The organism is Mesorhizobium sp. B2-2-4 (genome assembly GCF_006442375.1).
Lineage (GTDB): Bacteria > Pseudomonadota > Alphaproteobacteria > Rhizobiales > Rhizobiaceae > Mesorhizobium.
This window is the reverse complement of the sequence record NZ_VFWB01000002.1, coordinates 338,723-360,335: the sequence shown is the minus strand read 5'-3', so window position 1 is coordinate 360,335 and position 21,613 is coordinate 338,723. Positions and strand designations below refer to the sequence as shown.

The window sequence follows — 21,613 nt, the reverse complement described above, 5'->3', positions numbered from 1 at the left end:
CCCGCCTCAATAATAGAAGCGCTCTTCGGCAATCTTGCCGTTCTTGACCGTGTACAGGCCAACCTCATCCATGGTGACACGCTGGCCCGTGGCCTTGGGCGTTATGTCAAATGTAAAGCGTACGGCGAACTGGTCGCCGTTGACATAAGGGCCCTCGACCGAGCCGCCATGGACTTCGTTGTTTTCCTGCCACCACTGGCCTTTCTGCTTGACGGCGTCCTTGCCGCGGCAGACGGCCATCGGCCCCTCCATGGCCTCATAGCTGACGATGTCGTCGGCGTTGTATTTCTCGGCAGCACTTTCGTAGTCACCGCGCTTGAGAAGCTCCGTGAAATCCTTGGCAATTTCCGTGTTGGTCATGTGTTCCTCCTGTTCAGACGCATTGCAAATAGGGAAAGGTTGGCGGCCTGCCATCGTCGTGCCGTCTGGTAGCTGACATGCCATGTCAGGATGATGGACCGCGCGGACTATGCGAGGACGATTCCAGGCTCTCACATGGCGGGCAGTGCATCGTCCTGACCGGTCAGCCGCCAGCGTCCGGGCTGCTTGTAGGCGCCTTTCCCAATGAGACTGTGGATCAGCACAAAATCCCGGACAGTCCAGCCGATCGGATCGATCGACCGCTCGCGAATGCTGGGAACGCCCACTTCATCACGAAGCAATGTGACATGCGGTTCGATGGACCTGGTGAGAAAGGGTTTTAGCGGGCTGTCCGAGATCACCGCCGTCAGGTCACGCCAGAACTTCTGCAGCGACGGATTGCCATCGCTGCCGCGCAGGACCAGTGCACCACCGCCAAAAGCCGACAGGCGATCGAACGAGACCTCGAAGGGCTTCGCAACGATCATCGATCCGATATGACAGGCGGCCTCTGCCAACTCCTGCGGGTACTCCTCATGGTCGCCGAGGCCGACAAGCGAGATGTGGATGTGATTTTCCGGAACCAGCCAGCCTTGCAATCCGAACTCACGGTTCAAGGCAATGGCCTTTCGCGCGAGACGACCAGCAATCGCGCTGCCGACGAGGATGGCAAAGAACAGCCGGTGGAAATGCTTCCCGGCCTGTTCCCATCGGAAAAAGGCCTGGCCGTTCTTCGCGGTTCCGAATGCGGGTTGCCCACTCATACTGATCTCGTCCGCCAATTGACTCAGGGCGAGCATACTAGAACAAAACGAGAACAAACGCAAGCCGAAAAATGACGCAGGCGTTGGGGCTCCCGCACCGCCGCATGCATCCAACCCCCGACGGAGTGCTTCCTTGCGGTACGCCAATCGCCGACGACGCCGGCAGACATGGCGCCTGGCTCACCACAAACGGGATAGACCTTTGACAGGAATCCGGTGAAAGTGCCGCGCCGAACCAGCAAGCCGCATTTTTGATGATCAGAGGACCGCACGCATGACAAACCCGATGCATCTGCCCGCCGAAGGCCTTTTTGTCGGGCGCGCCAGAAGCAGCGACGCCTCGCATCCCCTGGTGGTCACGGTGCGTGATGGCACCGTCTTCGACATCACGTCGAGCACGGCGCCGACCGTGCGCGATATCTGCGAGATGGCCGATCCGGCCGGTTATGTGCGCTCGGCCAAGGGCAAGCCGATCGGCTCGCTCGATGATATCGCGGCCAACAGTTTCGAGGCCGCGCGTGATCCGGCAAGGCCCTATCTCATCTCCCCCGTCGACCTGCAGGCGATCAAGGCCTCGGGCGTCACCTTCGTCGTCAGCCTTTTGGAACGCGTCATCGAGGAACAGGCGCGCGGTTCGGCGGAAAAGGCCGACGCCATCCGCGCCGACATTGCCGGGCTGATCGGCCACGATCTGTCCAAGCTCAAGCCCGGTTCGCCGGAAGCGATGGAGATCAAGGCCAAGCTCATCGCACGCGGCGCCTGGTCGCAATATCTGGAAGTGGGCATCGGCCCCGACGCCGAGATCTTCACCAAATGCCAGCCGATGGCCTCGGTCGGCTTCGGCGCCGATGTCGGCCTGCATCCCGTCTCGACCTGGAACAATCCGGAGCCGGAGATCGCCATGATCGCCGCCTCAAGCGGCAGGATCGTCGGCGCCACCATCGGCAACGACGTCAATTTGCGCGATGTCGAAGGGCGTTCCGCACTGCTGCTCGGCAAGGCCAAGGACAACAACGCCTCCGCCTCGCTTGGGCCTTTCATCCGCCTGTTCGACGGCACGTTCTCGATCGACGACGTAAAGCGGGCCGTGGTCCGGCTGAAAGTGGAAGGTGAGGACGGGTTCTCGCTGGAGGGCGCGAGCTCGATGGCCGAGATCAGCCGCTCGCCGGAAGAGCTCGTTGCCGCCGCCATGGGCCCGCATCACCAGTACCCGGACGGCCTGGCGCTCTATCTCGGCACCATGTTCGTGCCTTCGAAGGACCGCGGCGAGAAGGGCAAGGGGTTTACCCACAAGGTCGGCGACATCGTCACCATCTCGTCGGAGAAATTCGGCGCGCTGGTCAACCGGGTGCGACTGTCGCCGGACTGCCCGCACTGGACCTACGGCGCCAGCCATCTGATGCGCGATCTTGCCAGGGCCGGCCTCCTCTAGCTCTGGGTTCACCCGAGGGCGGTCAATCATCGCTCCGGCGATCCTCGAGGCCGGTATCGCCTGCCGCGAAAAATCATCCGAACTGATGCAATCTGATGGGACCGCTGATGGCGTCCCGTCAGGCGCCGACTACGACTGACAGGCGGAGGCTTGCCATTTGTCGAAAAAGAGGATGCTCTGATCATCCAACACGGCGTTGGCGAGGAGGACGCGGTCTTGCCCGATCAAGAGGGCGGTTTCGAACTGATCAGTTTCAAACGGGAGGAAATCAAATGCTGACACGGCTAAGAGTGGTTCTATACGGCCTGCTGGTCGCGCTGACGGTCATTCCGGCGGCGGCGCAGGCCAAGACGTTCTACTGGATTTCACATGGCGGCCCGGCCGATCCGGTCTGGACATACTTCCTTGCCGGCGCCAAGCAATGGGCCAAGGACACCGGCAATACCGTCAACACCTCGTTCCACAATGGCGACGTCGCCTCGCAGCAGGAGGCGGTGCGGGCCGCGATCTCGGCCAAGGCCGACGGCATCACCACCACCAGCCCCGATCCGGGCAGCCTTGTCGAGATCGTCAAGGAAGCCCGCGCGGCCAACATTCCGATCATCAATTTCAACACGCCCGATCCCAAGGCCAATTTCAACGCCTATGTCGGCGGCGACAATGTCACCTTCGGCAAGCACTGGGCGCAGTATCTGGTCGACAAGGGCCTGGTGAAGAAGGGCGACTTCGTCTGGATGCCTGTCGAGATTCCCGGCGCCACCTACGGCGTGCAGGAAGAGGAAGGCATCAAGAGCGTGTTCGAGCCGCTCGGCATCACCTATGAGGTGACCGAGGCGACGCTCGACCAGGCCGAGGTGATCAACCGCATGGTCGACTATCTCACCGCCAACAAGGCCAAGGTGAAGGCGATCATCGGCCTTGGCGACCTCGTCACCGGCTCGATCAAACGCGTGTTCGACCAAGTCGGCGTCAAGCCCGGCGAAATCCCCGTCGTCGGCTGGGGCAACTCGCTCGACACCACCCAGGAAGTGCTGAACGGCTACGTCAATGCCGGCCAGTGGCAGGATCCGCAGGCGACCAGTTATGTCGCGCTGTCGCTCGCCAACATGGCCGCCAGCGGCATTCCCCCGGGCTTCAACGTCATCACCGGCGCGCTCTATGAGAAAGATACCGCCGAGATCTACGACAAAATCCTGTCCGGCAAATAGCCCCTGATCTCCAGCGCCGCGCGTCCACCGGGCGTGCGGCGTCCCGCCCTTTCGCCTGGTATCGAGCCGTTTGATGCGGCCCGATGGTCCGGCCCATTCCAACCAGTCGCGGGTTACACGTGGAAAATCGTTCGCTTGTCCAAGGCCTGATCGCGCGGCCGGAATTCGGCCCCTTCGTGCTGCTCGTCGTCGAGATCGCCGTCTTCTGGGGTTTCAACCACGACTTCCTGTCACCCCAGAACATCTCCAACACGTTGGCCTTCACGGTCGAGCTCGGGCTGATCGCGCTGGCGATGACGTTGCTGATGACGTCGGGCGAATTCGACCTTTCCGTCGGCTCGCTGTTCGGCTTCTCGCCGGTGCTGATGTGGACGCTGTTCAACAGCGGCCTCACCTCGCTGGAGATGGGCTTCGTTGTCGCGCTGCTGGTCGCCGCCTTCATCGGCCTGGTCAATGGCTGGTTCGTCACGCAGCTCAAGATCCCGTCCTTTCTGGTCACGCTCGGCATGCTCCTGGTGGTGCGCGGCACCGCGCTGTTCGTCACCGACGGCTTTCCGCAGCGCACCTGGAGCGCCGAGGGCAGTTGGCTGGCGGAGGCGCTGGTCGGCGATTTCTTCATCGGCCCGTTCCGCATCTACATGTCGCTGTTCTGGTTCATCGCCGCGGCCATCGCGCTGGGCTATGTGCTGACGCAAAGCCGCACCGGCAACTGGATTCAGGCCGCCGGCGGCAACCCGAACGCTGCGAGGGCGCGCGGCGTCAATGTCAGCCGTGTCAAGATCGGCCTGTTCGTGCTGTCCTCGGTCATGGCCTCGCTTGCAGGCGTCATCTCCTCGCTGCGCACCTCGGCGGCCAACCCCAACAGCGGCACCGGCTACGAACTCGAGGTCATCGCCATGGTGGTGATCGGCGGCACGGCGCTGACGGGCGGGCGCGGCACCATCATCGGCACCGTGCTCGGCATCCTGATCCTGCGCGTCATGCGCAACGGCATCGTGCTGATCGGCGTGCCCGGCCTTGCCTACAACATCTTCATCGGCGCGATCATCCTTGGCATGATGGCGCTTCATTCATGGCTGGAACGCCGGCATCAGGCAGGGACGTGAACCATGGCCGAGCCACTGATCCGCATGCAGAACATCCGCAAGTCCTACGGGCGCGTGCAGGCGCTGGTGGACGCCAATTTCCATGTCAACGAGCGCGAGATCGTCGGCCTGCTCGGCGACAATGGCGCCGGCAAGTCGACGCTGATCAAAGTGCTGTCGGGCGCGGTGCCGCTGACCAGCGGCGACATCTTCATCCGCGGCAAGAAGGTGAACCTTCGCAACACCAGCGACGCCATCGCCAACGGCATAGAGACCATCTACCAGGATTCGGCGCTGGTCACCCAACTGTCGATCGCCCGCAATTTGTTCCTCGGGCGCGAGCCGATCAAGCCGCCGCGCTTCCTCAACCGCATGGACCAGGAGGCGATGAACACGGTCGCCCGCGACCTGCTCAAGCAGGTCGGCATTTCCAAGAACATTCCGCCGACCACGCCGATCGGCTCGCTCTCCGGCGGCGAGCGCCAGGCGGTGGCGATCGCGCGCGCCATGCATTTCGACAGCGATCTCATCATCCTCGACGAACCGACCAACAATCTTGGCGTCGCCGAAACCCAGGGCGTGCTGAGCTTCGTGCGCAGCGCGCGCGATTCCGGCCATTCCTGCATCTTCATCGCGCACAACATCCACCATGTCTTCCAGGTGGTGGACCGCATCGTCGTCATGCGGCGCGGCAAGGTGGTGGCCGGGGACATCGACCCCAAGACGACCAGCGTGGCGGAGGTTGAACGCGTCATCACCGGCATGTCGGACAAGGAGATCCGCGACGCCATCGCCGATGGCAAGGGGTCGCATTGAGGACGAGCGCAACATCCCTGGCGAAACAGCAGAATGGGCATCCGGGCGATGGGCGCGATCGGCGCCGCTCAAATCGCCCGTCTGGCGTGCCATCGCATCGGCAATAGGGTTGCGGCATGAAAGCCACCGTCTCTGACATCGCCAGGAACTGCGAACTGTCGACGGCGACGGTCGACAGGGTGCTCAACAACCGGAAGGGGGTCAGCGCGGCCAACCGGCAGCGCGTCATGGAGGCCGCCAAGCAGCTCGGCTATCTGCCGGTCGCCGATCAGGTAACGCTCCCCTCGCGGCCGGCCAATCTGGAATTCTTCCTGCCGATCGGCAGCAACGCCTTCATGCAGGATTTGGCCAGGCATATCGAGGATTATACCTCGCGCCTGCCGCTCGTTGCCTCGTGCCGGATCCACAACCTCGCCGGAATCTCGCCGAACGCTTTGCAGACCGCCGTCGAAAACCTGTCGCTGAAAGCCAACGGCGTCGGCGTCATCGCCGTCGATCATCCCAGGACGCGCAACATCCTGCGCGACATCGTCGAGGCCGGCATTCGCCTGGTGACGCTGGTGTCCGATATTCCGGCCGCACCACGCTCGGCCTATGTCGGCATAGACAACCGGGTGGCGGGACGGACCGCCGCACTCCTGATGGGGCGCTTCCTCGCCGACCGCGAGGGCCAGTTGGCGATGGTGGTCGGCTCGCGCTCCTATCGCGGCCATGAGGAACGTGAGATGGGTTTCCGCTCCGTGCTCGGCGAGGAGTTCCCCAACCTGAGCGTCAGCAGCGCCGTCGAGATCAACGACGAGACCGGTGCCAGCTATGCCGAAACCATGAAGGCGCTGCGCAACGAGCCGGAACTGCTCGGCATCTATTGCATTGGAGCCGGACGCTCCGGCGTTGCCAAGGCCATCCGGGAGGCCAGGCCCAACCGCAAGCCGGTATTCATCTGTCACGACCTGACGAGGGAAACGCGCGGCTATCTCGTCGACGATCTCGCCGACGTCGTCATCGACCAGAATGCCAGGCTGATCGCCGAGCAATCGGTCATCCGCCTGCTTGGCTCGATCGCATCATCGGCGCCCTACCTGACGCGGAAATTCATCGAGCCGCGGCTGATCTTCCGGGAAAACGTCCCGGTGCAGTGACGCGGGCCGCGAGGCCTTCCGGTCACGTCGCGAGCGATACGGCGAATCTGCACAGCTGCTATGCACGATTCACGATTGCCGAATCATTGGGCAACTCATAGCTTCTGGTTGTCGGCCATCTACTCCTCCCAGATGCGATGCCGGCGCTGAGTGGGGTGCACCTCCTCCCGCACCACATTCGAAATCGAGCCCGCTGCCACCTCCTCCCGGCAGCGGGCTTTTTTATTGCATGCCGGACATTTCCGGGAACGGCAGGGAATCCACGCAACATCAAAGCCACGGCAAACCGGAAGCGCACGCGCTGTCCGGCGCCAATGAGCCTTGCCGATGGATCAGCCCGCGGCGGCTCCGCCCCTGAAGGACTGGATCAACCCTTCCGCCATGCGCACCAATTGCGCGCTGGGACCTTCGGTGCCAACGGTCTGCACGCTCACGCGCGCGCCTTCGCACAGCAGCGAAAGCGTATCGGCCAGAAGTTCGGCCTGGCCGATGCCGGCGCCCCGGCAGAGCGCCACCAGGCGCTCGCGCTGGGCTTCCTTGAGTTCCTTGATCACGCGCCTGGCCGGATGGTCGGGTTCAGTCAGCTCAACCGCGGCGTTGGCCATGTCGCAGCCCCGGCAATCGGCCGTAAGCATCTCGGCCGCCTTGCGAACCCAGGCATGCAGTTGCGCGAGCTTGTCGCCCGGATGCTCGGCTTCGAATGCGTCCCACATCGCGCCGGCCTTTGATGCGGTGGCGCGCAGGCATTCGATGATCAGATCGTCCTTGGATTCGAAATGACGGTAGAGCGTCATCTTGTTCGTGCCAGCAGCCTCGGTGATGGCGTCGACGCCGACGCCCTTGATGCCGTGCTTGTGGAACATGTCGCGCGCCGTCTCCAGGATCCGATCCCGGGGACGAGGACGCTCCACGACGCCGTCTGTCATCATTGATCTCCTTTCGTTTCCAAAAATCCCTCGGCCACCTCTTGACTAGGGTGTTACCGGTCTGTAACTTCCAGAATGTTACTTACTGGTAACACCTATGGCGTCCGCCGTCAATAACAAGACCGTGATCTGGTCCGGCCAGATCGGGGCGGGCGAAAAATTGCATTTCATGCGGCTCCGGCCGGTGAAGAGATGAAAAACGGTTCGCGAGCATGGGCTGCGAATCGACAGACAAGGAGCCGGCCAATGCCACAGCGCCGCGATCTTACCATAGATGAAGCCGTTCGGGATCCGATGATCCGGCTGGTCATGAAAGCCGACGGGGTCGATCCGCGCGCTTTCGAAACAATGCTGCGCACGCTTGCCGGTTCGCAGCGCGGCGAGGTGCCGTTGCTCCGTTCGTCGGAAGAGTTCGGACGCGGCCAGAGGCTGTCCAGGGTTGCCAGTGCGTTCGGCAGGGCAAGAGCAGCCGGAGAGGCGTGCGTGTCGTGGTAAACTTCTTCATTCACCGCCCGATCTTCGCCTCGGCGATCGCCATCATCATGGTGCTCGCCGGGACGATTTGTTATTTCCTGCTGCCCGTCTCGCAGTTTCCCGACATCACACCGCCGCAGGTCGTGGTCAGCGCCCACTATCCGGGAGCCAGCGCGCAGGTGGTCGCCGACACTGTGACGACGCCGCTGGAGCAGCAGATCAACGGCGTGCAAGGCATGACCTACATGTCGTCGACCAGCTCCAACGACGGCTCCTCGACGATCACCATCACCTTCGATGTCGGCTACTCCCTGAGCACCGCCGCCGTCGACGTCCAGAACCGCGTCTCGCAGGCTGCCTCGTCGCTTCCGGCGATCGTCAATCAGGGCGGCGTGACGATCAAGAAGCAGAATCCGAACTTTGTCCTCATCGTCAACCTCACTTCGCCCGACGGCTCCGTCGACCCGGTGGCGCTGTCGAACCTTGCCTATCTGCAAGTGGTCGACCCGCTGAAGCGGCTGCCCGGTGTCGGTGACGTGCAGATATTCGGCGAGCGGCGCTATTCGATGCGCGTCTGGCTCGATCCGGACAAGCTCGCCAATCTCGGCATCACCGCCGTCGACGTCCAGAACGCCATTGCCGAGCAGAACGTCCAGGTGGCCGCCGGCAAGATCGGCCAGTCTCCGGCGCCTGCCGGCACCGCTTTCGAGATGCAGGTCAATGCCGTTGGCCGGTTGAGCGATCCCAAGGAGTTCGGCGACATCGTCGTGCGCGCCAACACCACCACCGGTTCGCTGGTGCGGCTGCGCGACGTCGCCCGCATCGAGCTCGGCGCCCTGCAATATTCGTCGTCGGCCTTCTTCGGCAAGGACCCGACCGTGGTGCTCGCCGTCTATCAGATGCCCGGCTCCAACGCGCTCGATCTGCAGCAGCGCGTCAAGGACAAGATGCAGGAGCTGTCCGCCCGCTTCCCCAAGGGCGTCAGCTATGCCATGCACTACGACACGACGCGCTTCGTCTCGGCCTCCATGCATGACGTGCTGATCACGCTCGGCGAGGCTCTGGTTCTCGTCGTCGCCGTGGTTTTCATCTTCCTGCAAAGCTGGCGCACCACAATCATTCCGACGATCGCCATTCCGGTGTCGCTGGTGGCGACGCTCGTCGTCATGGAGATGATGGGCTTCTCGCTCAACATGCTCTCCCTGCTCGGCATGGTGCTGGCGATCGGCCTTGTCGTCGATGATGCCATCGTGGTGGTCGAGAATGTCGAACGACAGCTCGAGGCCGGGCTGAAACCGTTGGCGGCTACCAAGGCCGCCATGGCCGAAGTCACCGGTCCGATCATCGCCACGACAGCGGTGCTGATGGCCGTCTTCGTGCCGGTCGCCTTCATCCCCGGCGTTTCGGGACGCCTCTACAACCAGTTCGCGCTGACGGTGGCGATCTCGGTCGGCATTTCCGCCTTCAATTCGCTGACCCTGAGCCCGGCGCTGAGCGCCGCCTTCCTGCGCCATCGCCAAGGCACGCAATTCGTGCTGTTCCGCTGGTTCAATACGGGCTTTGACAGGCTGTCGCATGCCTATGCCAATGGCGTGCGCATCCTCATCCGTTTGCGCTGGATCATGCTCGGCCTGTTCGCGGCCGGGCTGGTCGCCACCTATTTCGTCTGGGCGAAGCTTCCCTCGACCTTCCTTCCGGTCGAGGACCAGGGCTATTTCTTCGTCGTCATCCAGTTGCCCGACGGCGCTTCGCTGGAACGCACCGACGCGGTGGCGCAGAAGGCGCGCGACATCCTGCAATCGACGCCCGGCGTCGACATCGTCGGCTCGATCAGCGGCCTGAACTTCCTGACCAGTGCCGCGCAGTCGAATTCCGCGGTCGAATTCGCCATCCTGAAGCCGTGGGAAGAGCGTGGCCCCGACCAGAGCGCCTCCAAGCTCGTCGCCGACGTGCGCGGCAAGCTGATGCAGATCCCGGAGGCGTTCGCGCTCTCCTTCGATCCGCCCTCGATCCCGGGCATCGGCACCACGGGCGGCTTCGAATTCGTCGTCGAGGACCTTACCGGCCGCGGCAGCACCGCGCTCAACGACGCAACGCAAGCCGTGATCGCCGAGGCGCGCAAGCAGCCGGAAATCAACCCGCAGCAGCTTTTCTCGCCATTCTCGACCTCGACGCCGCAGTTCAACTACGACCTCGACCGCGCCAAGGCGAAGCTGCTCGGGCTCAACCTGCCGGACGTCTTCAACACGCTGCAGATCTATCTCGGCTCGCTCTACGTCAACGACTTCAACCTGTTCGGCCGCACCTTCCGGGTGACCATCCAGGCCGACAAGGATGCACGCGCGGGTGCGGCCGACATTTCGCGGCTCTATGTGCGCAATGCCTCCGGCGGCATGGTGCCACTCAGCACGCTGGGCAAGCTGGTGCCGTTCGTCGGCCCGGAAACGGTGCCGCACTACAACAACAACGCCTCGGCCTCGATCAATGGCGGCGCCGCGCCCGGCTATTCGTCCGGCCAGGCGGTCGCCGCCATGGAACGGGCCGCCGCCACGGCTCTGCCAAGGGATTTCGGCTTCGAATGGACCGGCATCACCTTCCAGGAGCTCAAGGCGGGATCGATCGCGTCGGTCGTCTTCGGCCTCGCCATCGTCTTCGTCTTCCTGATCCTGGCGGCGCAATATGAGAGCTGGGCGATGCCGTTCATGGTGCTGCTGGCAGTGCCGCTCGCCTTGTTCGGCGCGTTCGTGGTGCTGTGGGTGCGCGGCATGCAGATCGACGTCTACTCGCAGATCGGCTTCGTCATGCTGATCGGCCTGGCGGCCAAGAACGCCATCCTGATCGTCGAGTTCGCCCGGCGACGCCGCGAAGAAGGCCTCAGCATCGTCGAAGCGGCGATGGAAGCGGCACGGCTGAGGCTGCGGCCGATCCTGATGACGGCCTTCGCCTTCATCCTGGGCGTGCTGCCGCTGATGTTCGCGACCGGCGCCGGTGCTGCCAGCCGTCAATCGATCGGCACCACCGTCTTCGGCGGCATGGTGGCGGCGACCATCCTGTCGCTGGTGTTCGTGCCGGTCTTCTATGCGGTCATCGAACAGCTGCGCGAACGGCGCGGCGGTGAAGAGCCCGCTTCCCTGCATTCCGAACCAACTGCCGAACCCGCCTTGCCGCCCATGGCGCAAGCGGCCGAATAAGATTGGAGACTGAACATGCGTAAATGGAAAATCGCTTTGGGCGCCGCTGTCGCGCTGGGCGCAATCTCGGTGGCGAGCGTTCACCTGCTCGATATGGGCAGCCTCAGCCTCAATGCCGGCACGGCCGGAGCGGCAACGCCCGCTCCCGCGGCATTCGTCATGCCGGTGCCGGTGACCAGCGTGGTGAAGAAAACGATCCCGATCTATCTCGACTATGCCGCCCGCACCGAACCGATCCGCAGCGTCACGCTGCAGGCCAGAGTGCCGGGCTACCTGGAAGAGCAGGCCGCCGAAGACGGCGCCGACGTCAAGAAGGGCGACCTCCTCTACAGGATCGCGCCGCAGGACTTCCAGGCGGCGCTCGACCAGGCGAAGGCGCAGGTGCAGCGTGATACAGCGACGCTCGACTATGCCCGCTCCAATCTCGGCCGCGGCACCGAGCTCGCCAAGAGCGGCTATTTAGCCAAGGACAGCTTCGACCAGCGCACCAGCACCTTGCGCGAGGCGCAGGCGTCGCTGGCGCTCAACCAGGCGGCGGTCCGCACGGCCGAGCTCAATCTGAGTTACTCGGAGATCCGTGCTCCCTTCGCCGGCCGCATCGGCCGTAACCAGGCCTCGATCGGCACGCTGGTCAGCGTCGCCGGCACGGTGCTCAACACGCTGGTGCAGCTCGACCCGATCTATGTAACCTTCAATCCGAGCGAGAGCGATCTGGCGCAGATCGAGGAAGCTCGTGCCGCCGGCCCGATCGAGGTCGAGGTGCTGCTCCCGGGCGAGACCGAAGCCCATCAGAAGGGTGAACTCACCTTCATCGACAACACGATCGACCATTCGACCGGCACCATCACCGCGCGCGCCACCATCGGCAACGCCAAGTTCGCGCTGCTGCCTGGCCAATATGTCCGCGTCCGGCTGCACGTCAAACAGCAGCCCGATGCGCTTATGGTGCCGCAGGTCGCACTGGGTTCGAGCCAACTCGGCAAATATCTCTACGTCGTCGGCAAGGGCAACACGGTCGACCAGCGGCTGGTTTCGACCGGGCCGACCAGCGGCGACCTGGTCGCCATCCTGAGCGGAGTCACGGAAGGCGACCAGGTGATAACAGGCAATCTGCAGAAGATCGGCCCTGGAATGCCGATTTCGCCACTGCCACAGAAACCGGCCACCTGACTCCCCCGCAGGCCCGGTTTCAGCGCGGCGCCCCGGCCTTCCCACAGGTCGCGGGCGCCGCTTTTGCGAGCAGCTCCGCCCGGCCAGTACCGGCGATGTGAAAAAAGCCGCAAAAGTCCTTGTTAGATTGTCGACAATCTGCTTGTCTTGCCTTTATTTCGTCGGGAGTGGCCGGGATGGCAAAGGCGGATTTCAGTCCAATCGCGGATACGACCCGACGCGCGGAGATCGTGGCGCTGCTGCGACGGGCAATCCTAACCGGCCAGTTGGAGCCGGGCCAAAAGCTCAACGAGCTCAGGATTTCCGAACAGATGCGCGTCAGCCGCGCGCCTTTGCGCGAAGCGATGCGCGAGCTGGTGCAGGAAGGTATCCTGACCAGCATCCCCTATGCCGGCACCTTCGTCATCAATGTCACCGCCAAGGACATCGACGATGTCTACTCGCTCAACAAGGTGCTCGACGAATTCGCCATCGAGCGGACATGGGAGCTGCGCGACCAGCGCTTTTTCGATGAGCTCGACCGGCGCCATGAGGCGGTGAAGCAGGCGACGCGCGACCGCGACACCACAAGGCAGATCGAAACCGCGCTGCAACTGCATGGCCTGATTCACGAATGGGCCGACAATTCCGTTCTTTTGGAAACATGGCAACGGCTGACCAGCCGGTTGCAGATGTATTTTGCCCTGCACCAGCAGGCACGCAACGAAGCGGTGCCTGCCGAGAACGTTCACGAGACTTACGTGCGGCTGCTCAAGGGCGACGACATGCGCGCTGCCCAGCGCCACGCCCGCGAGCATATAGACCACGACTTCGAAGAGCTTCTTGCCTACGCGCGCGCTCTCGAACGGCGCCCGTCGAAAGGCGCCTGATCCTTCCCCAGCGGACAACGGACATCAACGTGCAGATCGCAACCATCAAAGCCTACCATGTCGCGCAGCCCTTCGTGGACGGCCCCTATCGCATGTCGAAGGGGCGCGTCGCCGACGCCTTCGACGCAGTGATCGTATCGATCACCTCCGATGACGGCATCACCGGCTGGGGCGAGATGGCGCCGCTTGGCAATTTCTATTCGGCCGCCTTCCCGGCGGGCGCCCGTGCCGGCGTTATGGAGATCGCCCCGCACCTCATCGGCCACGACCCGCGCGGCCTCGCCGGCATCGGCCGGCTGATGGACATCGTGTTCAAAGGGCATCCCTACATCAAGTCGGCGCTCGACATGGCCTGCTGGGATCTCGCCGCGCGCGCCGCCGACGTGCCGCTGGTGACGATGCTGGGCGGCAAGGAGAGCGATACGGCCGAGCTTTACAAGGTCGTCACCCATGGCAGCGTCGATGCCATGGCCGCACTTGCGAAGCGCATCGTCCAGGACGGCTTCCACCGGCTGCAGGTCAAGGTCGGCGGCAACGTTCGCGACGACATCGAACGCGTCACGGCGGTCGCCGCCTCAGTGCCGAAAGACACTGTCATCTTCTGCGATGCCAATGCCGGCTGGACGCACTACCAGGCGCGCCAGTTCGCTGATGCGACGCGCTCGATCGATTACACATTCGAGCAACCCTGCACGACGATCGAGGAAAACATGTCGGTGCGCCGCATGCTCGACAAGCCGATGGTGCTCGACGAATCCGTCACCTCGCTGGAGGACATGCTGGAAATTCATCGCCGGGGCGCGGCCGACGGGCTGACGCTGAAGATCTCGCGGCTCGGCGGCGTCGGCAGGACCCGGCTGATCCGCGATGTCGCCGTCGACCTCGGCTTCATGATCACCGTCGAGGATACCGGCGGCGCCGAGATCGACACGGCGGCCATGGCGCATCTGTCGCTGTCGACGCCGCAGGAGCGCCGCCTGCACGCCATCGCCTTCCACGAATGGGTGACGGTGCGCACGGCGTCGAACAAGCCGCCGGTCACCGGCAGCCGCATGGGCGTTCCGGATGGTCCGGGCCTCGGCATCGACGTCGTCCCGGATCTGCTCGGCAAGCCCTTCTTCGAGGTCGGCCGGTGAAAATCCGCGGCATCAACGCGACGCCGATCAACCTCAGGCTCGAGGCGCCTTATGCCTGGGTGTTCGGTGAACTCGACGGCTTCTCGCCGACCATTGTCGAAGTGGAGACCGAAGATGGCCTGATCGGCCTCGGCGAAGCACCGATGCCGGCAGCAGCCGCGATCATCAACGACATCCTGGCACCCCGGCTCGTGGGCCGCGACGCCTTCGACATCGCCGGCGCCGAGCATGTCTGCCTGCCCTACTGGACCGGCGTGCAGTCGATCAACGACCGCACCCGCATCATGGCCTTCGGCGCGATCGAGATGGCGCTCTGGGACCTGCGCGGCAAGGTGTGGAACCAGCCGCTCTACCAACTGCTCGGCGGCGCCGTGCGCAAGGAGATCCCGTTCACCGATTACTTTTCGCTGCGCGGCGACGGGCCAAGGGTGAAAGGCGAGACGACGCCGGAGGAAGTCGCCGACTACTGCGTCGAGCTTCATGAGACCCACGGAACGACCTTCTTCGAAGGGAAGTTCTCGACGCAGGATCCAAAAATCTCGCTGAAGATGATCGAATTGATCCGCAGGAAGCTCGGCGACGATGCAATGATCCGCATCGATTCCAACCAGGCCTATTCGCTCAGCACCGCCCGGCGACTGACGCGGCCGCTGGAAGAGCTTAGCGTGCGCAATTGGGAGGATCCAGTGGCGACGATCGAGGAGATGCGCGAACTCAGGCGCCATTGCTCGATCCCGTTCTCGACCCACAACATCGACATCGCCCGCGCCATGGACCTCAAGGTGCCCGACGCCTTCGTCGGCAATCCAACCGCGCATGGCGGCATCGGCCGCATGCTGCGCTTCGTCGGCGCCTGCGAGCACGCCGGCATCGATTTCTGGTGCTACAGCGGCGACAGCGGCATCGGCAGCGCCGCCTACCTGCATCTATGCGCGGCGCTCGGCTGGATACGGGAACCGAACCAGTCGCTGTTTCGCATGCAACCGACCGACATCACCGAGGAAGGACCGTTTTGCCCGAGGAATAATGTCGTGCCTGTGCCGGAGGGGCCCGGTCTCGGCATCACATTGTCGCGAGAACGGCTCGCTGCCTGCCATCGCGACTTCGCCGAGAACGGGCCCTGCAACAAATATCACGATCCGGCAAAGCCCGGAACTTACCGTCGTTTGCCGCTGAACTAGATGAGGGCGGCCGGCCACAACAGCAGAAGCCAGCCGCCGCGATCCCGGTCGGAAAGGGTGGCCACGGACTAGAGGAAGCAGTGCAGCCCAGAAACCGGCACGTCCGCGCCAAGGACTGGATGGACCGGACAAAACCGCGTGCTACAGTCCCGGTCTACAGGCCTCTGGCGACCGGAAACGGTATAGTCGCGAATTTTCGTCAACCATAAGAAACAGGGGAAAGGGTCAAACCCATGAGCAAGAATTATCGCATTCTCGACCTCATCCGGCGCAATCGCTCGCCGCTCGAAAATCACCTCATCGACGGTCTCGTCGACGGCCGTGTCAGCCGCCGCGACTTCATCCGCCATGGCAGCCTGCTCGGCCTGTCGCTGCCGCTGCTGGGCGGCATCACCACGGCCGCGGGCCTCGGTGCCATGCCGTCGCTCGCCCGGGCGCAAGGCGCGCCAGGCGCCACGATCCGCGTCGCAAGCAGCGTGCCGGCGGCGACGATCGACCCTGTCACCATCGCCGATGCCGGCGGCCTGCTGATCATGCAGCAAGTCGCGGAGTTCCTCTGCGTCGACGGCCCCGATCTCGTGCTCAAGCCGGCGCTGGCTGAAAGCTGGAAGCCGAACGACAACGGCTCGGTGTGGACTTTCAAGCTGCGCAAGGGCGTGAAGTTCCACTCAGGCGGCGAAATGAAGGCCGACGACGTGGTGGCCAGCATCGACCGGATCGCCGACCCGGCCAACTCGTCCAACGCATTGTCGGTGTTCACCGGTATCCTGTCGAAGGGCGCCAGCAAGAAGGTCGACGACTACACGGTGGAATTCCACCTCGACGCCCCGAACGGCAACTTTCCCTACATGGTGTCGTCCGATAATTACAACGCCGTCATCGTGCCGGCGAGCTACAAGGGCGACTACGAAAAGAGCTTCGACGGCACCGGGCCCTTCAAGATCGACAAATACACGCCGAAGGTCGGCGCTTCCTTCGTCCGGAACGAAGGCTACTGGGGCGAGAAGGCGCTGCCGGAACGCACCGAATTCACGTTCTTTGCCGACATGCAGCCAATGATCCTGGCGCTGCAGGGCGGGCAGGTCGACATCATCAACCAGATGCCTGTCCTGTCTGGCGTGGCGCTGCTCAACGATCCCAACATCGACATCATCAGCCTGAAATCGTCGGCGCACCAGCAACTGCACCTGCGCTGCGACGACGGGCCGATGAAGGATGCGCGCGTGCGCCGCGCCATCGCGCTCAGCCTGGACCGCGACAAGCTAGTCGCGGGCCTGATGAAGGGGCGCGCCGTGGCCGGCAACGACAGCCCGTTCGCCCCGGTTTATCCCTCGACCGATGCGAGCGTGCCGCAGCGCAAGCAGGACATCGCGCAGGCCAAGCAGCTCATGGAGGCGGCGGGCGCGGGCAAGGGCTTCAAGATGACGCTGACCACCGAGCGCTATCTGGAAATCCCCGAATACGCCCAGCTCATCCAGAACTGGGTCAAGGAAATCGGCATCGAGCTCGAGCTCAACATCCTCGACCAGAGCGCCTATTACGGCGACGCCGTGTTCGGCAAATCGAACTGGCTGGACTCGGAAATGGGCATCACCGACTACGGCCACCGCGGCGTGCCGAACGTCTATCTTGCCGCCCCGCTGAAGAGCGAAGGCACATGGAACGCGGCGCACTTCAAGAACAAGGACTACGACGCGCTGGCGACCAGCTATATCGCGGCCCTCGATCTCGAAGCGCAGAAGGCGACGGCAGGCAAGATCCAGAAACTTCTGCTCGAGGAGACGCCGGTCATCTTCGGCTATTTCTACGACTATCTGACGGCGACGGCGAAGGGCGTGGCCGGCGTGCAGCCGACCGCGATGTCGCAGCTGTTCCTCGAAAAGGCGTCGAAGGCCTGAGCGGAAGGGAAAGCCAATCCTATAACAGCCAGCTTCCTGACGGGAGCTGGCTACTCAGGGAGTGTTAGCCATTCTCTCCTTCCTTGTCCGGCGCGTCTCGCTTTCGCTCGTCACGCTGTTCCTGCTCAGCATCATGGTCTTCCTGGGCGGCCAGGTGCTTCCAGGCAATGTCGGGCGCGCCATATTGGGGCCGTTCGCCGACCAGCGCGCCGTCGATGCGCTCAACCATTCGCTCGGCGTCGACCGGCCACTGCTTGCCCAGTACTGGAGCTGGATTTCAAACTTCGTCCAGGGCGACATGGGCACGTCCTACATCTTCCGCTCGCCGGTCGCCCCCTTCGTTATCGATGCGCTGGGAAATTCGATGAAGCTGGCGGCGGTCGCCTTCGTGCTGGTGGTGCCAATCGGCATCCTTGGCGGCGTCGTCGCGGCTCTCAATCTCAACCGGCCGCTCGACCGCATCATCAGCCTTGGCGGCCTGTCGGTGACGGTGCTGCCGGAGTTCGTCACCGGCATCATCCTGATCCTGATCTTCGGTGTCTGGCTGCGCTGGCTGCCGATCTCGGCGGCATGGCCGCGTGATGCCGGTTTCTTCACGCAGCTTTACTACCTGATCCTGCCGGCGCTGCCGCTGTTCCTGGTGCTGTTCGGCTATATCGCGCGCATGGCGCGCTCGGGCATGATCGAGGCGCTCGATTCCGACTATACGCGAACCGCGGTGCTCAAGGGCCTTCCCTGGCGCACGGTGATCTGGCGCCATGTGCTGCGCAATGCGCTGCTGCCGACCATCACCGTCATTGCCACCCAGACCGGCTATCTCATCGGCGGGCTGGTGGTGATCGAGACGCTGTTCCGCTACCAGGGTATCGGCTCGCTGATCTTCACCGCTGCGCGCGGCAAGGATTTCCCGATGCTGGAATCGGGCATCCTGACCATTGGCATCGTGTATGCCGTGGCCACCCTTGTGGCCGACTTCCTCTATTCCGTGCTCAATCCACGCATCCGGCTGGGGTCAGAACAATGAGCGCCGTCCAGACCAGTCCCGCCAGACAGGACGACACCCGCCAGCGCAGCCCCCTGGCGGAGGTTTTGTCCTCGCTGCTTCGCTCCGGCACCTTCCTCGTCGGCATCACCATCGTGCTGTTCTGGGTCGCCTGTGCGCTGTTCGGCGAACATTTCGCGCCCTACGATCCGCTCGCCGACGACATCATCAACGCGCTGGCGCCGCCTTCGGCCGAACACTGGTTCGGCACCGACCAGATCGGCCGCGACGTCTTCTCGCGCGTCATCGTCGGCTCGCGCGACATCCTGACCGTGGCGCCGCTGGCGACATTGCTGGCGACGGTGGCCGGCACGGCGCTCGGGCTGCTCACCGGTTACTTCCGCGGTATCGTCGACGATGTCGTCAGCCGCATCCTGGAAGCCTTCATGGCAATCCCGGTGGTGATCGTGGCGCTGCTCGCCATCGTGGCGCTCGGCACGTCCAAGACCACCGTCATCGTGGTCATCGGCCTGAGCTTCGCGCCGATCATCGCGCGCACCGTGCGCTCGGCGGTGCTGGCTGAGCGCGAGCTCGACTATGTCGCCGCGGCCCAGCTCAGGCATGAGAGTGCGCTGCATACGATGTTCGTCGAGATCCTGCCCAACGTCATTCCGCCGATCCTGGTTGAAACGACCGTGCGGCTTGGTTATGCCATTTTCGCGGTTGCCACGCTTTCCTTCATGGGCTTCGGCATCCAGCCGCCGTCGCCGGACTGGGGGCTCTCGATTTCCAGCAATTACGGCATGATCGGCGGCGGCTTCTGGTGGACCGTGCTGTTCGACGCGCTCGCCATCGCCTCGCTGGTGATCGGCGTCAACCTGGCGGCCGACGGCGTGCATGGAGCCTTCAATGACTGAACCCTCCAAGACCCGGAAGGCGCAGGCCCAGAACGCACTCGACCTCAACGACCTGTCGGTCGCTTATCGTGTTTCCGGCCGAAACCGGGCGGTGCTGCGCAATCTCAGTCTCACCATCGGCCAAGGCGAGGCCTATGGGCTGGTCGGCGAATCCGGCTGCGGCAAATCCACGGTCGCCCTTTCCGTCGTGCGCTACCTGCCGCGAAACGGTTCCATATCAGGCGGCGCGATCTCGCTCGACGGACAGGACGTCATGAAGCTCGATGCCGAGGCGCTCAGAAAGATGCGAGCCGAAAGCGTCTCAATGGTCTATCAGGACCCCGGCAAGGCGCTGAACCCGTCGATCCGCATCGGTCGCCAGCTGACCGAGATCTTCGAGCTTGGGGGCAAAACGGGGCAGGCAGCCGAGGATCGCGCAATCGCCATGCTGAACCGGGTGCGGATCTCCGATCCGGTCAGCGTCATGCAACGCTATCCGCACCAGCTTTCCGGCGGCATGCAGCAGCGCGTGGCGATCGCCATGGCGCTGGCCAACGATCCTTCGATGCTGATCCTGGACGAGCCGACGACCGGCCTCGACGCGACCGTCGAAGCCGAGGTGCTCGACCTGATCGCGCAGCTGCGGCAAGAATTGTCGGCCTCGATCCTGTTCATCAGCCACAATCTCGCCGTCGTCTCCAACATGTGCGATCGCGTCGGCGTGCTCTATGCCGGCATGCTGGTCGAGGAAGGGCCGACGGAGGCCGTCTTCAACGATCCGCGCCATCCCTATACGGTAGCGCTGCTGCGCTGCCTGCCGCGCGGCGGCCAGCGCAAGGACCAGGGCCGCCTCGACACCATCCCGGGCTTTTTGCCCGGCATCGGGGCCGACATCAAGGGCTGCCCCTTCACCGACCGCTGCGCTCTCGCTACCGACCGCTGCCGCAACGAGTTGCCGCCGCTCTACGAACTGGGCGGCCGGCTGTCGCGCTGCCACTATCACGAGAAGGCGCAATCCCTGCCGCGCGCGACGCCCAGCGACGCGCCCGCCGCGCCGAAAGCCGCAGCCGCGCCGGTATTGCGGGTCGCCGGGCTGAACAAGACCTTTGCCAGCCATGGCCATTCGCTGCGCGCGGTGAAGGACGTGTCGCTCGATCTCAGGCCGGGCGAAACGCTCGGGCTGGTCGGCGAATCCGGCAGCGGCAAGACCACTTTCGCCAGGCTGCTGCTCGGCCTTGTGCCGCCCGACGACGGCGGCAGCATCGAGCTCGAGGGCAAGGCGCTGGCGCCGCGGCTGGGGGACCGCAGCGACGACCAGGTCAAGGCGATGCAGATCGTCTTCCAGAATCCGGACTCCGCACTCAACCGGTCGCATTCGATAAGGCATCTGATCGGCCGCGCGCTGAAGCGGCTGGCGGGCTTGAGCGGCAAGGCGCTCGAGGCGCGCCTCGACAACCTCGTCCGCTCGGTGCGGCTGACCGACCGGCATCTGGTCGTGAAGCCGCGCCAGCTGTCGGGCGGACTGAAACAGCGCGTTGCCATAGCGCGCGCCTTCGCCGGCGATCCACGCATCGTCGTGTGCGACGAGCCGACCTCGGCGCTCGACGTGTCGGTGCAGGCCGCGATCCTGAACCTGCTCGCCGATCTGCAAGCGAAGGAAGACGTCAGCTACATCTTCATCTCGCATGACCTTGGCGTGGTGCGCTACCTCTCCGACAAAATCGCCGTGCTCTATCTCGGCCGCATCATGGAGCTCGGCCCGTCGGAAGACGTCTTCTCCGGCCCGCATCATCCCTACACCGAAGCGCTGCTGTCGGCCGTGCCCAGGCTCGACCAGACCGAGACGGCGCGCATCCGTCTCGACGGCGAAATCCCCAGCGCCGCCAATCCGCCGCCGGGCTGTGTCTTCCACACGCGCTGCCCACGCAAGATCGGCCCGATCTGCGAACAGCAGGAACCGCCGCTGGCCGAGGCGCGACCCGGGCACTCGATCCGCTGCCATATTCCCTACGCGGAACTCGCCAGGCTGCAGAGGCCGGCAGCGGTCGATACCGAGCCGGCGTAGCCGAACATACGGCCCCTGCCC

Annotated in this window: 19 protein-coding genes; 16 read left to right on the top strand and 3 right to left on the bottom strand. The window is 64.0% G+C overall.

Going from position 1 to position 21,613, the window contains the following annotated elements:
• Positions 1-6: 6 nt before the first annotated feature.
• Positions 7-360 (bottom strand): nuclear transport factor 2 family protein, encoded by a 354-nt coding sequence (locus FJ959_RS06785; RefSeq protein ID WP_140497937.1) that lies wholly within the window; start codon positions 358-360, stop codon positions 7-9.
• A 131-nt stretch (positions 361-491) separates the two neighbouring features.
• Positions 492-1,142, bottom strand: a complete 651-nt coding sequence (locus tag FJ959_RS06780; protein ID WP_224680498.1) for a 2'-5' RNA ligase family protein — start codon at positions 1,140-1,142, stop codon at positions 492-494.
• 256 nt (positions 1,143-1,398) lie between these two features.
• Between FJ959_RS06780 and FJ959_RS06775 the strand changes: the two genes are divergently transcribed.
• From FJ959_RS06775 to FJ959_RS06755, 6 genes are all read left to right on the top strand, one after another.
• Positions 1,399-2,556: a fumarylacetoacetate hydrolase family protein gene (locus FJ959_RS06775; protein WP_140559346.1), complete on the top strand. Its 1,158-nt coding sequence runs from the start codon at positions 1,399-1,401 to the stop codon at positions 2,554-2,556.
• A gap of 150 nt (positions 2,557-2,706) precedes the next feature.
• Positions 2,707-2,835 (top strand): hypothetical protein, encoded by a 129-nt coding sequence (locus FJ959_RS32455; protein ID WP_281406201.1) that lies wholly within the window; start codon positions 2,707-2,709, stop codon positions 2,833-2,835.
• Positions 2,829-3,764 (top strand): substrate-binding domain-containing protein, encoded by a 936-nt coding sequence (locus FJ959_RS06770; protein WP_140497931.1) that lies wholly within the window; start codon positions 2,829-2,831, stop codon positions 3,762-3,764. Before FJ959_RS32455 ends, FJ959_RS06770 begins: the two co-directional genes overlap by 7 nt.
• A 119-nt stretch (positions 3,765-3,883) precedes the next feature.
• Positions 3,884-4,870, top strand: a complete 987-nt coding sequence (locus FJ959_RS06765; protein WP_140558252.1) for an ABC transporter permease — start codon at positions 3,884-3,886, stop codon at positions 4,868-4,870.
• A 3-nt stretch (positions 4,871-4,873) separates the two neighbouring features.
• Positions 4,874-5,665: an ATP-binding cassette domain-containing protein gene (locus FJ959_RS06760; protein ID WP_140497927.1), complete on the top strand. Its 792-nt coding sequence runs from the start codon at positions 4,874-4,876 to the stop codon at positions 5,663-5,665.
• Between the two features lie 116 nt (positions 5,666-5,781).
• Positions 5,782-6,804: a LacI family DNA-binding transcriptional regulator gene (locus FJ959_RS06755; RefSeq protein WP_140629184.1), complete on the top strand. Its 1,023-nt coding sequence runs from the start codon at positions 5,782-5,784 to the stop codon at positions 6,802-6,804.
• 332 nt (positions 6,805-7,136) lie between these two features.
• Here FJ959_RS06755 and FJ959_RS06745 read toward each other — a convergent pair whose 3' ends face one another.
• Positions 7,137-7,730, bottom strand: coding sequence for a TetR/AcrR family transcriptional regulator (locus tag FJ959_RS06745; RefSeq protein WP_140497923.1), 594 nt, complete (start codon positions 7,728-7,730; stop codon positions 7,137-7,139).
• Between the two features lie 246 nt (positions 7,731-7,976).
• Here FJ959_RS06745 and FJ959_RS06740 point away from each other — a divergent pair, with 246 nt between their 5' ends.
• The 10 genes from FJ959_RS06740 (at position 7,977) to FJ959_RS06695 (ending at position 21,592) form a co-directional block, all read left to right on the top strand.
• A complete protein-coding gene (locus FJ959_RS06740) occupies positions 7,977-8,225 on the top strand; it encodes a hypothetical protein (RefSeq protein ID WP_140559344.1) in 249 nt (82 codons plus the stop codon).
• Positions 8,219-11,395, top strand: coding sequence for a multidrug efflux RND transporter permease subunit (locus tag FJ959_RS06735; protein WP_140629458.1), 3,177 nt, complete (start codon positions 8,219-8,221; stop codon positions 11,393-11,395). Before FJ959_RS06740 ends, FJ959_RS06735 begins: the two co-directional genes overlap by 7 nt.
• A gap of 15 nt (positions 11,396-11,410) precedes the next feature.
• A complete protein-coding gene (locus tag FJ959_RS06730) occupies positions 11,411-12,565 on the top strand; it encodes an efflux RND transporter periplasmic adaptor subunit (protein WP_140629181.1) in 1,155 nt (384 codons plus the stop codon).
• Positions 12,566-12,741: 176 nt separating this feature from the next.
• Positions 12,742-13,434, top strand: a complete 693-nt coding sequence (locus FJ959_RS06725) for a GntR family transcriptional regulator (RefSeq protein ID WP_140558256.1) — start codon at positions 12,742-12,744, stop codon at positions 13,432-13,434.
• 29 nt (positions 13,435-13,463) lie between these two features.
• Entirely contained in the window at positions 13,464-14,570 is a 1,107-nt protein-coding gene (locus tag FJ959_RS06720) for a mandelate racemase/muconate lactonizing enzyme family protein (protein WP_140558258.1), read from the top strand.
• Positions 14,567-15,751 (top strand): mandelate racemase/muconate lactonizing enzyme family protein, encoded by a 1,185-nt coding sequence (locus FJ959_RS06715; protein WP_140520848.1) that lies wholly within the window; start codon positions 14,567-14,569, stop codon positions 15,749-15,751. Before FJ959_RS06720 ends, FJ959_RS06715 begins: the two co-directional genes overlap by 4 nt.
• Before the next feature lie 233 nt (positions 15,752-15,984).
• Positions 15,985-17,649, top strand: coding sequence for an ABC transporter substrate-binding protein (locus FJ959_RS06710; protein ID WP_140497911.1), 1,665 nt, complete (start codon positions 15,985-15,987; stop codon positions 17,647-17,649).
• A 70-nt stretch (positions 17,650-17,719) separates the two neighbouring features.
• The gene (locus FJ959_RS06705; RefSeq protein ID WP_140498118.1) at positions 17,720-18,673 is read left to right on the top strand and encodes an ABC transporter permease; all 954 of its coding nucleotides are present in this window, start codon (positions 17,720-17,722) and stop codon (positions 18,671-18,673) included.
• Positions 18,670-19,548 (top strand): ABC transporter permease, encoded by an 879-nt coding sequence (locus FJ959_RS06700; RefSeq protein ID WP_140497909.1) that lies wholly within the window; start codon positions 18,670-18,672, stop codon positions 19,546-19,548. The genes FJ959_RS06705 and FJ959_RS06700 overlap by 4 nt, the downstream gene beginning before the upstream one ends.
• Positions 19,541-21,592: an ABC transporter ATP-binding protein gene (locus FJ959_RS06695; protein WP_140629179.1), complete on the top strand. Its 2,052-nt coding sequence runs from the start codon at positions 19,541-19,543 to the stop codon at positions 21,590-21,592. Before FJ959_RS06700 ends, FJ959_RS06695 begins: the two co-directional genes overlap by 8 nt.
• Positions 21,593-21,613: the final 21 nt, after the last annotated feature.

Bases quoted from the DNA above. Each gene is read 5' to 3' on its own strand.
- FJ959_RS06785 (WP_140497937.1), bottom strand. From the start codon at position 360: ATGACCAACACGGAAATTGCCAAGGATTTCACGGAGCTTCTCAAGCGC.
- FJ959_RS06775 (WP_140559346.1), top strand. From the start codon at position 1,399: ATGACAAACCCGATGCATCTGCCCGCCGAAGGCCTTTTTGTCGGGCGC.
- FJ959_RS06770 (WP_140497931.1), top strand. From the start codon at position 2,829: ATGCTGACACGGCTAAGAGTGGTTCTATACGGCCTGCTGGTCGCGCTG.
- FJ959_RS06760 (WP_140497927.1), top strand. From the start codon at position 4,874: ATGGCCGAGCCACTGATCCGCATGCAGAACATCCGCAAGTCCTACGGG.
- FJ959_RS06755 (WP_140629184.1), top strand. From the start codon at position 5,782: ATGAAAGCCACCGTCTCTGACATCGCCAGGAACTGCGAACTGTCGACG.
- FJ959_RS06745 (WP_140497923.1), bottom strand. From the start codon at position 7,730: ATGACAGACGGCGTCGTGGAGCGTCCTCGTCCCCGGGATCGGATCCTG.
- FJ959_RS06740 (WP_140559344.1), top strand. From the start codon at position 7,977: ATGCCACAGCGCCGCGATCTTACCATAGATGAAGCCGTTCGGGATCCG.
- FJ959_RS06730 (WP_140629181.1), top strand. From the start codon at position 11,411: ATGCGTAAATGGAAAATCGCTTTGGGCGCCGCTGTCGCGCTGGGCGCA.
- FJ959_RS06725 (WP_140558256.1), top strand. From the start codon at position 12,742: ATGGCAAAGGCGGATTTCAGTCCAATCGCGGATACGACCCGACGCGCG.
- FJ959_RS06710 (WP_140497911.1), top strand. From the start codon at position 15,985: ATGAGCAAGAATTATCGCATTCTCGACCTCATCCGGCGCAATCGCTCG.
- FJ959_RS06700 (WP_140497909.1), top strand. From the start codon at position 18,670: ATGAGCGCCGTCCAGACCAGTCCCGCCAGACAGGACGACACCCGCCAG.
- FJ959_RS06695 (WP_140629179.1), top strand. From the start codon at position 19,541: ATGACTGAACCCTCCAAGACCCGGAAGGCGCAGGCCCAGAACGCACTC.